Raw genomic sequence first — 11,769 nt, 5'->3', positions numbered from 1 at the left:
ACGGCCCCGCACATCGGCGGAGAGGCACAACGCCATCCTGCGCGGTTACGGCAGCCGCAGACCGCACAGCTGGGGGAGTCGCGCCGGTCACGGCCGTTTCCGTTTCTCGCGGCGGCCGCGGCCGAACAGCCGCTCGGTCAGCGGCCGACTGGAGGGGCGTTCGGCCAGCAAGACCGAGGCGTCGACCTCGTTGACGACGTCGAGATGGAGCGAGTCCGTGACGAGTCGCGAGAGGAGTCCGCGCTCGGTCGCGCCGATGAGCACCAGCGAGTGGTCGTCGGCCGCGCGCTTGATCGCCGCTTCGACGTCGCCGGAGTCGTCGACGAACTGCGTCGCGTCGTCGAGACCCTGTTCGGCCGCCCAGTCGGCGAGGAACGCCTCGCCCGCCTCGCGCTCGCCGCGGCCGACGACGTGGAGCAGCGACACCTCGGCTCCGACGGACGACTGAAGCGCCCGAGCGACGTCGGCACTGAGACCGGAGTCCGGTCCACCGGCCGTCGGCAGGAGCACGCGCGAGGTGTCCAGTCCGCGGTCTTTGACCACGAGGAAGTCCGAGGGCAGCCGGTTGGTCAGCTCGTCGAGCGGCCGTTCCGCGCGGGCGGCGTTCCACAGGCGGTCGTCGCCCCAGCCGATGACGACGAGGTCGGGACGCGTCCGACGCGCGCGGTCGAAGACCTCCTCGAACGAGCGCGAGGAGACGATGGTCGAGGTCTCGAAGTTGACGTCGTAGCCCTCGACGCGCCGTTCGACGTCGTCCATGAGGTCGGCGGACTCCCGGAGGATGCGACGGTGGTGACCGTCTGCCTTGGGTGAGACCCGAGAGGGCGTCTGGACGATGTGGACGGCGTGGACGGTACTCTTCTCGTGGACGCTCGCAAGCGCGCAGGCGAACTCCACGATGGGGCCCTCTGTCCGGGGGTTCGCGACCGGGACCAGGATACGGAAGGAGTCGGGGTCACGGACGAAATCGCCGAGCGTGTCGACGACGGGGACGTACGACCGGCCCGCGAGGTTCCCGAGCAGCCACTCTCTGGTCGAGAGCCGACGGACGTTCTCGAAGTGCTCGACGTCGAGACGGCGTTCGCTGGTCTGGTAGTAGTTGACGACGGTGACCAACAGGACGCCGCCGATGGTGTTACCGAGCAAGACGGGGATGACGAACTCAGTCATCGAGACGAAGAGACCGGGACCGCCGACGAGCATCAGATAAACCGACTCGGTGAAGGAGACGACGACGTGAAAGAGATTTCCGAGCGGGATCGCCAGGAACGCGAGATAGACGATGAGCACCCGCGAGACGGTGTCGCGGGCCGCGAAGTTCATCCAGACGACACCGGCGACGATCAGCCCGGCGAAGGCACCTTTGAAGAAGAGTGCCGTCGGCGACGTCGCGATGCCCTTCTGTGCCAGGTCGGCGGCGACCGCCGCGGCTTCGGGGCTGAACACTTCGCCGTAGGCGAGCACGACGGCACCGATTGCCCCGCCGGTGAAGTTGCCCGCGAGCACGACCAGCCAATGTCGGAGCAGTCTCGGGACGCTGGCGAGACGCTCCAGTGTCAACGCCACCGGCGGGAGCGTGTTCTCGGTGTAGAGCTGGTAGCCGCCGATGATGATGTAGATGAAACCGAGGGGATACAGCAAGACGGCGGCGATAGATCCGCCGGTCTTGGCGGTCATCGACGCGTACAACAGATACGTGATGGTGATCGCAAAGCCCCCGGCGACGGCCGCGAAGAAGAGCTCGCGGACGCTGGAGGTGATTTCGTGGTCCGCGTCCATGACGATACGCTGGAACACCTGGTCCGAGGAGAACATATCCGGAACGACCTCGCCTGTGGCGGGGACGTCGCTCCCGTGGGCGTCGGCGTCCTGGTGTGCTCCCTCTCGGTCGGAGTCTGTCATCGTTTACCTTGCCACAGCGACCGGACTAAGGTGTTTTCTCTCCGGTCGGTGGTTCGTCTTGTGGGATTGGACCGCTCTCTCGGCACAGATTTGTGACTCACCGTTCGGTTCGTCACAAAATCTGATGGGCTCGGGCGGAGTCGAACCGCGGTCACTCCACTCGCGTCGCTCGTTTCGTTCCCTGCTTCGACTCTACCACTCACGTAGATGATTCTGGACTCACGCTGTTCGCCACAGAATCATGGGCTCGGGCGGAGTCGAACCGGAGCAAGACTCACTACGTTCGTCTTGCAGGGTTCGCCCCGCGTCGCCCACCCAGCCGACACAGACTCCTCGCTGCGCTCGTCGTATTGTGTCGGCAGAAGTGGGCTCGGGCGGAGTCGAACCACCGATCTCAGCCTTGTAAAGGCCGCGTCATAACCAGCTAGACCACGAGCCCGTACCACGACAAATCCGGCCGCGACTCATAACGGTTACTTTCTGCTCCGGAACGCTTACTCCCGTGTCGCACGTCGTTTCTCGTATGCCCTCACGGACTACGCTCGCCCTTGCCGTCGTCCTCGTCCTCGCCGTCGGCGGCGTCGCCGCGTACGACCTCGGCTACCTGTCCGGGAGCGACTACGATCGAACCACGGTCACCGTCGTCGACGACGCTGACGGCGACACGCTCGCGACCGTCGACGTCCGCATCGCCGACACCTTCGAGAAGCGCTATACGGGCCTGAGCGACACCGGATCGCTCGACACCGACGAGGGGATGCTGTTCGTCCACGACGCCGAAGGCGACCACGCCTACGTGATGCGGGACATGGCCTTCCCCATCGACATCGTCTTCATCGACGCCAACGGCACCATCACGGCCATCCACCACGCACCGCTGGAGGAGCAGGACGACGACCTGACGCGGTACCGCGGCACTGGGAAGTACGTCCTCGAAGTCCCGTACGACTACACGACCGACTACGGCATCGAAGTCGGCGACACCGTCGAAATCGCCGACCGAGAGACGAGCGAGGAGTGACCGAAACCCCCTCCTGTCTGGCGAACCGAGCCGACGTATGAGCAACGCCGAGGCACTCGCCGCCCTCGATGGCTGGCAGGCCGAAGGGTTCGCCGCGCGCGTCCACTACCGCGGTGCCGACGACCACTACAGTATCGAGTATTACGAACCGAGCGACTGCGTCCTCTACTGGAAGGTGAAGGGTGACGGAGAGACCGCCGTGCCAGTCGGCCGCGATACCGTTCCCGACCCTCTCAGGACGCGGATTCGCCAGGACTTGGCCGAAGCCGGAGTCGACCCCGAGGTCGAGTCGCGAGTAGTGTAGCACGCTGGGTCCACCCGAAGCGACGCCGGTTGCCGAACGCCGTACCGATCTGTTTCGGTTCGTAGGGAATGGCTTTTCCCCGCTCGCCTCGGCGAGTGTGTAATGAGTCTCTCCACCGACGAAGACGACCCGTTCGAAGCCCAACGCGAACGGGCCGAAAACCCCATGCGCCGACTCTTCTCGGAGTACGGGGGCGACAACGTCTTCCAGTTCGTGGTCGGGTTCCTCGCGAGCGTCGCCGCCCGTGTCCTCGACCTCATCCCGCCGGTCATCCTCGGCGTCGCCGTCGACGCCGTCTTCCGCGACGAGAAGTCCTTCGCCGAGGCACTGCCCGTCCTGCCGACCGCGTGGGTCGAACCGTTCGTCCCCGCGACGGAGATCGGCCAGTTCTACTTCGCCATCGGTCTCATCGTGGTCGGCTTCTTCGGCGGCGCGGCCTTCCACTGGATCCGCAACTGGGGCTGGAACTCCTTCGCGCAGAACATCCAGCACGCCATCCGGACCGACACGTACGACAAGATGCAGCGGCTGAACATGGACTTCTTCGCCGACAAGCAGACCGGCGAGATGATGTCTATCCTCTCGAACGACGTCAACCGCCTGGAGCGGTTCCTCAACGACGGGATGAACTCCTTCTTCCGCCTGTCGGTGATGGTGCTCGCCATCGCGGCCATCCTCTTCTCCTACAACTGGCAACTCGCGCTCATCGCGCTCGTGCCCGTCCCGCTCATCGCACTGTTCACCTGGAAGTTCGTCCAGATTATCCAGCCGAAGTACGGCGAAGTTCGCTCCTCCGTGGGACAGCTCAACTCGAGATTGGAAAACAACCTCGGCGGCATCCAGGTCATCAAGACCTCCAACACGGAGGACTTCGAGTCCGACCGCGTCGACGACTCCTCGATGGGCTACTTCGACGCCAACTGGGACGCCATCAACACCCGCATCAAGTTCTTCCCTGCCCTCCGCATCATCGCGGGAATCGGCTTCGCCGTGACCTTCTTCGTCGGCGGCCTGTGGGTCATCAACGGTACCGGCCCCGGCCCGCTCACCGGCGACCTCTCGGAGGGGCAGTTCGTCACGTTCATCCTGCTCACCCAGCAGTTCATCTGGCCGATGGCGCAGTTCGGGCAGATCATCAACATGTACCAGCGTGCCCGTGCCTCCAGTGCCCGCATCTTCGGCCTGATGGACGAACCGTCGCGCATCGCCGAGGACCCCAACGCTGAGGACCTCGTCGTCTCCCGCGGCCGCGTCGAGTACGACGACGTCTCGTTCGCCTACGGCGACGACGACGCGGACCCCATTATCGAGGACATCTCCTTCACCGTCGACGGCGGCGACACGCTCGCGCTCGTCGGCCCGACGGGAGCGGGTAAGTCGACCGTACTCAAACTCCTCTTGCGGATGTACGACGTCGACGAGGGAGCCATCAGCGTCGACGGCCAGGACCTGCGAGACGTGACCATCCCCAGCCTCCGACAGGCCATCGGCTACGTCAGCCAGGAGACGTTCATGTTCTACGGGACGGTCAAGGAGAACATCGCTTACGGGACCTTCGACGCCAGCGACGACGACATCGTCGAGGCCGCGAAGGCCGCCGAGGCCCACGAGTTCATCCAAAACCTCCCCGAGGGCTACGACACCGAAATCGGCGAACGCGGCGTGAAACTCTCGGGCGGCCAGCGTCAACGGCTCTCCATCGCCCGCGCCATCCTCAAGGACCCCGAGATCCTCGTGCTCGACGAGGCCACCTCCGACGTCGACACCGAGACGGAGATGCTCATCCAGCGGTCGCTGGACCGCCTGACCAAAAACCGGACGACCTTCTCCATCGCCCACCGCCTCTCGACAATCAAGGACGCCGACCAGATCGTCGTCCTCGAAGACGGCCGCATCGTCGAACGCGGCGGCCACGACGACCTGCTCGCCGAGGACGGTCTCTACGCACATCTCTGGGGCGTGCAGGCCGGCGAAATCGACGAACTCCCCGAGGAGTTCATCGAGCGGGCGAGTCGGCGGCAGGCCCGGACCGAGGCACAGGACGACTAACCCGACATCTCCCGTCTCCCGACGACGACCGCGGGTTACAAACCCGTCGCCCACCTTCCGCCGGTATGCATCTCGCGGACGCCACGTGGACCGACGTCGACGACTGCGACACGGACCTCGCGCTTCTCCCCGTCGGCAGCACCGAACAGCACGGGCCACACGCCCCGCTCGGCACGGACACTCTCACTGCCACTGCCGTCGCCGACGCGGCCGCCGAGGCGTACGACGAAGAGGTCGTCGTCGCTCCCGCCATCCCTGTCGGCGTCGCCGAGGAACATCGCCAGTTCACCGGGACGCTCTGGGTCTCACCCGAGACCTTCCGCGACTACGTGCGCGAGACGGTCCAGAGCCTCGCCCACCACGGTTTCGACCGGGTCGTCGTCGTCAACGGCCACGGCGGCAACGTCGACGCGCTCCGCGAGGTCACGGGGACCATCAGCCGTCACGACGACGCCTACGCCGTCGCCTTCACCTGGTTCGAGTCGGTCGGCGAGCACTCCTCGGACATGGGTCACGGCGGCCCGCTGGAGACGGCGATGCTCCGACATCTCGCGCCCGAGTTGGTCCAGGAGGACCGTCTCGACGAAGCCCGCGAGGGCGCGGCTGACGGCTGGGGCGAGTGGGTCTCGCGGGTCAACCTCGCCCACGACTCCGCGGAGTTCTCCGAGAACGGCGTCGTCGGCGACCCGGCCGAGGGCGACACCGAGCGTGGCGAGGAGCTGCTGACGCTGGCGACGGCGTCGCTCGTGAAACTGCTCGATGCCGTCGCGAAAAGAGACGTCCGCCGACCGGACCACCGCTGAGTTACTCTTCTTCGTCTTCCTCGTCTTCCTCGTCTTCTTCGTCCGCGTCGACCTCTTCTTCCTCCTCCTCTTCGTCGTCGTCGTCACGCTCCATCGCCTCGTCGAGCGCGCCGCGGAGCTGCGGCATCGTGCTCGTCAGTCCGCCCACCTGTTCGCGGGCGTCGGCGAGCATCTCGATGACCTCCTCGACGGCCTCGATCTCCTCGGCGAGGTCGTCGGCGTCCTCGAAGGCGTCGGCGCGCTGGCCCATCGTGTACCACTTCTTCGCCTGTCGGAGATGGTCCTCGGCGTCACCGGCGTCCAACGCCGAGCGAAGCCCGTTGAGTACGCCGAGGACGTTGTCAGCCTCGGTATCCCAGACGTCGTCGCTGTCCGGCAGTTCGTCCCACGCCTGCTGGAGATGCTCTTCGACGTCCGCGCGCATCTCGGCCGCCGCTTCGCCGAACAGGTCGTCGTCCTCGAGTGTCGACTGACTACTCATGGCACGCTGTTCGTCCGGTCCGCATTTAAAAACACGCCCGAAAGTGAAAGTGAAATCAGTTGTCTGGAGCGTCCTCGACGGAGACGAGCTTCATCAGCGGATAGTCGCCCTCCATCTCCATCCGGGTGTTGACCGTGACACCCTCGTAGGCGATGCGCATCTCGACCTCCATGAACCGGCCCGTGAGCTCGGTGTAGTCCGCCGACTGGCCCGCCAGCTCGGCTTCGAGGGCATCATCGAGAATGTCGACCGTGACGGCTTCGCAGTGCGGCTGGTTCTCGATGGCCTCGGCCATCGCGGTCTCCAGACTCCGCGACGACGCCGGACTGACCGGCGTGCCAGCGAACTGGTGATAGAGCGTCCCGAACTTGATGCCCGCCTCGAAACACGCGGTCTCTGCGTCTGTCGGCATGGCCGTCCCGTCGGACGGGGCGTGCTAAATTCTGTCGAGTGCTGGCGCGAACCGGACGTTACTTACCCTCTCACTGTCGTATGTGCAATCGAATGGACGACCCGGTTCTCCTCACGGGTGCCGGCGGCCGCGTTGGACAGGCCATCCTACGCGACCTCGCCGACGACTACGACTGGCGACTACTCGACCGTGAACCGCTCCCACGAGAGAAGATCCCCGAGAGCGTCGACGCAGACGCCGTCTACGTCGCCGACGTGACCGACGACGAGGCGGTCGCCGAGGCCGTCGACGGCGTCGGTGCGATCATCCACCTCGCGGGCGACCCCCGGCCCGAAGCACCGTGGGACAGCGTGCTCCGCAACAACATCGACGGTACACAGACCGTCTTCGAGGCGGCCGTCGAGGCCGACGTCGACAAGGTCGCCTTCGCCTCCTCGAACCACGCGGTCGGCGCCTTCGAGACCGACGAGCGCACCCCCGACATGTACCGCCCACACGACGACTACCGCCTCGACGGGACGGAACTCCCCCGTCCGAGCAACCTCTACGGCGTCAGCAAGGCCACCGGCGAGACGCTCGGCCGCTACTACCACGACCACTACGACCTCTCGGTCGTCTGCGTCCGTATCGGCAACCTCACGCGCGGCCATCCGCCGTGGAACTACGAGCGCGGCCAGGCGATGTGGCTCTCCTACCGCGACTGTGCGCGACTCTTCGACTGCTGTCTCACCGCCGACTACGGCTACGAGATCGTCTACGGTATCAGCGACAACGAACGGAAATACTACGACATCTCCCGCGCTCGCGAGGTCCTTGGTTACGAACCGGTCGACAACTCGAAAGAGTTCGAGGACCACCCGAAGAATCAGTGAGTTAGTGAGTCAGTCGAACAGCCCTTCGACGTCGCGTTTCTTGTGTTGCCGTCGCTCGACGTGTTCGGAGAGCCGCTGGTAGATGATGTCGCGGTGCTCCACGTCGGCCGCGAAATCCATCACGAAGGTGATAAAGCGCGTCTGCGCGCTTCCCAGTTCTTCGCGAGCGTAGTCGATACCGGCGGCGACGACTGATTCGTCGTAGCGGTCGTACTCTTCGGCGACGATTTCGGCAGCCAACGCGGCGGCCGCGAAGTCGAGATCCCGCGGCGTCACGGCGTCGCCCTCGACGGTCAGTTTCGGCGGGGCAGCGCGCTCGACACGTTCCGGGTCGGCTTCGAGGGCAGCGAGATAGTCGCGGACGACGTCGAGGTCGACGCCGTGGGACGTCGCCGGGAGCCCCGAGAGATACTCGCCCGCACTCTCGGCCAGCCCCGTCGCCCCCGACCAGTTCCCCCGACGGGCGTGGTAGACGGCTGCGGTGAACTGAATCAGTCCGTGGAGGAGACGCTCGTCGTCGGTGCCGTCGGCCAACCCGAGCCACTCGTCTTCCCAGGCGTCGTGGGCCGCGTGGTACTCGCCGACGTTGTAGACGGCGACGCCAGCCCGGAGTGCGTCGTCCATACGGGTCATTGAGGACCGGTCGGCAAAACCCCCGTGATACGCTCGTCGGGCGGTAGGACGGCCGTACCCGACGCACATGACGAGAATACATATATAGCTGCGTGACCGACAGTTACCTGTGTGATAACACATGGCAAGCACAGCCCTTCGAACGACTCGTTCGGGTGTTCGTCGATGACCACCCATCCCACCTGCATCGACTGCGGCGACACCTATCTGAGCCGCAACGGCTACCACGGCTACTACTGCCCCGAGTGCCACGGCGCGTGGCAAGGGAAACAACAGCCCGCCCCGAAGCGGAGCCGACGACTCCGGTTCTCGCCGTCCCCCACGCGCTCGACGCGTCCCACGCGTCCCACGCGGCCGAGCATCACCCGCAGGACTCCCGAACAGTCGACCTCGCGACGACGCCACGGTCGCGAGAAGTGACACGGACGCCCCGAATCGGGTCCCCCCAGCACAGTTCGCTGATCCGTGACCCACGAGTTTGCCCCGTTGCCGACGCAGGGTTGGTGACACCAACGAGCGATGGGTCTCTATGTCGGTGAGCAGCGAATCGGGAGATACAGAGGTCTCTCGCGGGCGTAGTTTTCCGAGAGAAACGTCCTGACGGAGTCTCACGCGAGCGGACGCGAGCGTGGGGCAAGTCAGGTCGCGAACGAAAGTGAACGTCCTGACGGAGATTTGAACTCGGTCGCGGCGAAGCCGCTCCCTGCTCAAATCTCCGTGTTTGACTCGAAACGGGCACTGACGACTCGCTTCGCTCGTCGTGTTAGTGCCCTCGAAAACGTCCTGACGGAGATTTGAACTCCGGTCCCTGGCTCCGCAAGCCAAGAGGATAGTCCACTACCCTACCAGGACTTTGTGCGTCCACGCGGCGCACCGCGCTTCCATTTCATTCAACCCCACCCATTTACTTAAACGCCCCGGTATAGACGCCGTATGAGACAGTGGACACACGGTACGGAACCGCACGATGGCGGCGGGATATCGACGCGGTCAGCCGGGTCCGAGTCTGCTCGGTGAGCGGGTGCGCGCCCACCCGACGCTGCTTTTGACCAGCCACAAGCGGTTTACAATCATCGGACGAACTCTGGATATGAACCGCCGAACGGTGCTCGCGGCAGTCGCAACGGCGACGACGACCGGGCTGAGCGGCTGTACTGCAGGTGGCGGGGGAGACGGAACGGCGGGCGGGTCGCCGTCGCCGGGGTCGGCACCGACGGTCGACTCGTCGACACTCGACGCAACCGGCGACTGCTCGGTTCCCAATACAGCGAGCGTCGCCGTCGACGCCGCCGTCGTCGTCACCGGCTGTATCCAGGGACCGAACGGCTGCCACCAGCCCGTCCTCGCCGACGTGACGGTGGATGGCGAGACGCTGGAAGTCGTCGTGACCACCGAAGCGCGGGGCGGCGACGGCTGCACGCAGGCACTCGTCCAGCGCGGGTACGAGGCGACGGTGACGTTCGACGGCGACCGCCCCGCGACGGTCACCGTCGTCCACGACAGCATGGGTTCGCGCGAGACGGTCGCGACCGCCGAGCGGTGACGAGAGCGGGCCGGGCGCGGACGCTGACGGCCGAACCTTTTTGAATCATACCGAAGCTAGACAGTCTATGCGTACGACAGGCCGATTCGTGGCTTCAAAACCACCAGACAGCGCGGACCCACCCCGGCAAGGACAACGCTTAAGCGCGCACTCACCTTGCTTGGCTACACGATTATGGGCGCGATAGAGGACGTCTACGAAGACCTCGACACGGAGGTTTCTTTCGAGGAATTCGAGGCTGCAGTCCAGGACAAAGTCGAACAGATGGGGGGGCTCGCGGACGACGAGACGGCGGCGATGCTCATCGCCCACGAGCTAACAGACCAGGGCGGCGAGGTGAGCGGCATCGCCGACATCGAACCCGGCATGGACGAGGTGAAGTTCCTCGCGAAGGTCGTCAGCGTCGGCGAGTTGCGCACCTTCGAGCGCGACGGCGAGGACGAGGACGGCCGCGTCGTCAACGTCGAGGTCGCCGACGAGACGGGTCGCGTCCGCGTCTCCTTCTGGGACGGGATGGCCGTCGACGTCGTCGACAGCCTCGAAGTCGGCGAGGTGCTCCGCATCGCGGGCCGCCCGAAGGACGGTTTCAACGGCGTCGAGGTCAGCATCGACAAGGCCGAGCCCGCTCCCGACGAGGAGGTGGACGTCCAAGTGCTCGACACCTACCAGGTCGAGGACCTCTCGCTCGGCCTCTCGGACGTCAACCTCAAAGGGAAGGTGCTCGACACCTCCGAAATCCGGACGTTCGACCGCGACGACGGGAGCGAGGGCCGCGTCGCCAACCTGACCGTCGGCGACGAGACGGGTCGCGTCCGCGTCACGCTGTGGGACGAGCAGGCCGACCGCGCCGACGAACTCGACACGGGCGTCACCGTCGAGGTCGTCGACGGCTACGTCCGCGAGCGCGACGGCTCGCTGGAACTCCACGTCGGCTCGCGCGGCGCGGTCGAGGAACTCGACGAGGAGGTCCAGTACGTCCCCGACACCGCCGACATCGGCGACTTGGAGATCGGCCAGACGGTCGACATCGCGGGCGGTGTCATCGAGACGGACCCCAAGCGCACCTTCGACCGCGACGACGGCTCGCAGGGACAGGTCCGCAATATCCGCGTCAAAGACGAGACGGGCGAGATCCGCGTCGCGATGTGGGGCGAGAAGGCCGACACCGACGTCGACCTCGCGGACCACGTCGTGCTGACGGACGTCGAGATCAAGGACGGCTGGCAGGAGGATCTGGAGGCCTCCGCGGGCTGGCGTTCGACCGTGAGCGTCACGCGCGACAGTCTCAACGACGACTCGTCGGGCGCGGCGAGCAACGGACAGGGCGGGCTGGACGCGTTCGGGAGTGACTCCAGCAGCGACGGCGGAGCCGACAGCGAGGCCGAGAGCGCGGCAGGCGGTGCTGGCGGAGCGGCGGTCGCGACGAAGACGGCCGACGCCGACGGCGAGGACGTCGAGTTCACCGGGACGGTCGTCCAGGCCGGGAACCCGGTCGTCCTCGACAACGGAACCAAGACCCGGAGCGTCAAGACCGACGCCAAACTGCGACTCGGCGAGGAGGTGACCGTCCGCGGGACGCTCCGTGACGGCACCATCGACGCCGACGACGTGTTCTGAGCCAGCCCCGAGCCAGCCCCGAGCTGTCCCCCGAACCGGGTTGTCGTACAGCCGTGTTTTCCGCGAGGACGCACGAGGCCTGAGTAGCATCGCTCTCGGCTGCGGAAAGGGCCTTAACGGAAAGGATTATAC

Annotated in this window: 12 protein-coding genes and 2 tRNA genes; 8 read left to right on the top strand and 6 right to left on the bottom strand. The window is 65.7% G+C overall.

Features of this window, described 5'->3' with window-relative positions; translation table 11 throughout:
* Positions 1–87: 87 nt before the first annotated feature.
* Together BLR57_RS02370 and BLR57_RS02365 are read right to left on the bottom strand one after the other, a co-directional pair.
* Positions 88–1,902: a formate/nitrite transporter family protein gene (locus tag BLR57_RS02370; protein WP_089693766.1), complete on the bottom strand. Its 1,815-nt coding sequence runs from the start codon at positions 1,900–1,902 to the stop codon at positions 88–90.
* 365 nt (positions 1,903–2,267) lie between these two features.
* Positions 2,268–2,341, bottom strand: a tRNA-Val gene (locus tag BLR57_RS02365).
* 84 nt (positions 2,342–2,425) lie between these two features.
* Here BLR57_RS02365 and BLR57_RS02360 point away from each other — a divergent pair.
* The 4 genes from BLR57_RS02360 to BLR57_RS02345 all read left to right on the top strand — a co-directional run bounded on the left by BLR57_RS02360 (position 2,426) and on the right by BLR57_RS02345 (position 6,079).
* On the top strand, positions 2,426–2,923 hold the full coding sequence (locus tag BLR57_RS02360) for a DUF192 domain-containing protein (protein ID WP_089693764.1): 498 nt from the start codon (positions 2,426–2,428) through the stop codon (positions 2,921–2,923).
* 37 nt (positions 2,924–2,960) lie between these two features.
* Positions 2,961–3,227: a DUF7538 family protein gene (locus tag BLR57_RS02355; protein WP_089693762.1), complete on the top strand. Its 267-nt coding sequence runs from the start codon at positions 2,961–2,963 to the stop codon at positions 3,225–3,227.
* Positions 3,228–3,329: 102 nt separating this feature from the next.
* Positions 3,330–5,276, top strand: coding sequence for an ABC transporter ATP-binding protein (locus BLR57_RS02350; RefSeq protein WP_089693760.1), 1,947 nt, complete (start codon positions 3,330–3,332; stop codon positions 5,274–5,276).
* 65 nt (positions 5,277–5,341) lie between these two features.
* Positions 5,342–6,079, top strand: a complete 738-nt coding sequence (locus BLR57_RS02345) for a creatininase family protein (protein WP_089693758.1) — start codon at positions 5,342–5,344, stop codon at positions 6,077–6,079.
* A 1-nt stretch (position 6,080) separates the two neighbouring features.
* On the opposite strand, the gene BLR57_RS02340 is transcribed toward BLR57_RS02345, so the two are convergent.
* Entirely contained in the window at positions 6,081–6,560 is a 480-nt protein-coding gene (locus BLR57_RS02340; protein WP_089693756.1) for a DUF5790 family protein, read from the bottom strand.
* 55 nt (positions 6,561–6,615) lie between these two features.
* Positions 6,616–6,972, bottom strand: a complete 357-nt coding sequence (locus tag BLR57_RS02335) for a dihydroneopterin aldolase family protein (RefSeq protein WP_089693754.1) — start codon at positions 6,970–6,972, stop codon at positions 6,616–6,618.
* A 92-nt stretch (positions 6,973–7,064) separates the two neighbouring features.
* Here BLR57_RS02335 and azf point away from each other — a divergent pair, with 92 nt between their 5' ends.
* Positions 7,065–7,844: an NAD-dependent glucose-6-phosphate dehydrogenase Azf gene (gene azf, locus BLR57_RS02330; RefSeq protein ID WP_089693752.1), complete on the top strand. Its 780-nt coding sequence runs from the start codon at positions 7,065–7,067 to the stop codon at positions 7,842–7,844.
* Between the two features lie 9 nt (positions 7,845–7,853).
* Here azf and BLR57_RS02325 read toward each other — a convergent pair whose 3' ends face one another.
* Positions 7,854–8,468, bottom strand: a complete 615-nt coding sequence (locus BLR57_RS02325; RefSeq protein WP_089693749.1) for a DUF309 domain-containing protein — start codon at positions 8,466–8,468, stop codon at positions 7,854–7,856.
* Between the two features lie 174 nt (positions 8,469–8,642).
* Here BLR57_RS02325 and BLR57_RS18830 point away from each other — a divergent pair, with 174 nt between their 5' ends.
* A complete protein-coding gene (locus BLR57_RS18830) occupies positions 8,643–8,897 on the top strand; it encodes a DUF7564 family protein (protein WP_139173266.1) in 255 nt (84 codons plus the stop codon).
* 359 nt (positions 8,898–9,256) lie between these two features.
* Here the strand turns inward: BLR57_RS18830 and BLR57_RS02320 are convergent.
* Positions 9,257–9,329, bottom strand: a tRNA-Arg gene (locus BLR57_RS02320).
* A 238-nt stretch (positions 9,330–9,567) separates the two neighbouring features.
* Between BLR57_RS02320 and BLR57_RS02315 the strand changes: the two genes are divergently transcribed.
* A complete protein-coding gene (locus BLR57_RS02315; RefSeq protein ID WP_089693747.1) occupies positions 9,568–10,020 on the top strand; it encodes a hypothetical protein in 453 nt (150 codons plus the stop codon).
* Positions 10,021–10,194: 174 nt separating this feature from the next.
* Entirely contained in the window at positions 10,195–11,637 is a 1,443-nt protein-coding gene (locus BLR57_RS02310) for a single-stranded DNA binding protein (RefSeq protein ID WP_089693745.1), read from the top strand.
* Positions 11,638–11,769: the final 132 nt, after the last annotated feature.

The organism is Halogranum gelatinilyticum, assembly GCF_900103715.1.
GTDB lineage: Archaea > Halobacteriota > Halobacteria > Halobacteriales > Haloferacaceae > Halogranum > Halogranum gelatinilyticum.
Note: the sequence above shows the minus strand (reverse complement) of the source record. Positions and strands in the feature narration are given on the sequence as shown.

Coding starts and splice junctions, on each gene's coding strand:
- BLR57_RS02370 (WP_089693766.1), bottom strand. CDS start 1,902: ATGACAGACTCCGACCGAGAGGGAGCACACCAGGACGCCGACGCCCAC.
- BLR57_RS02360 (WP_089693764.1), top strand. CDS start 2,426: ATGCCCTCACGGACTACGCTCGCCCTTGCCGTCGTCCTCGTCCTCGCC.
- BLR57_RS02355 (WP_089693762.1), top strand. CDS start 2,961: ATGAGCAACGCCGAGGCACTCGCCGCCCTCGATGGCTGGCAGGCCGAA.
- BLR57_RS02350 (WP_089693760.1), top strand. CDS start 3,330: ATGAGTCTCTCCACCGACGAAGACGACCCGTTCGAAGCCCAACGCGAA.
- BLR57_RS02345 (WP_089693758.1), top strand. CDS start 5,342: ATGCATCTCGCGGACGCCACGTGGACCGACGTCGACGACTGCGACACG.
- BLR57_RS02340 (WP_089693756.1), bottom strand. CDS start 6,560: ATGAGTAGTCAGTCGACACTCGAGGACGACGACCTGTTCGGCGAAGCG.
- BLR57_RS02335 (WP_089693754.1), bottom strand. CDS start 6,972: ATGCCGACAGACGCAGAGACCGCGTGTTTCGAGGCGGGCATCAAGTTC.
- azf (WP_089693752.1), top strand. CDS start 7,065: ATGGACGACCCGGTTCTCCTCACGGGTGCCGGCGGCCGCGTTGGACAG.
- BLR57_RS02325 (WP_089693749.1), bottom strand. CDS start 8,468: ATGGACGACGCACTCCGGGCTGGCGTCGCCGTCTACAACGTCGGCGAG.
- BLR57_RS18830 (WP_139173266.1), top strand. CDS start 8,643: ATGACCACCCATCCCACCTGCATCGACTGCGGCGACACCTATCTGAGC.
- BLR57_RS02315 (WP_089693747.1), top strand. CDS start 9,568: ATGAACCGCCGAACGGTGCTCGCGGCAGTCGCAACGGCGACGACGACC.
- BLR57_RS02310 (WP_089693745.1), top strand. CDS start 10,195: ATGGGCGCGATAGAGGACGTCTACGAAGACCTCGACACGGAGGTTTCT.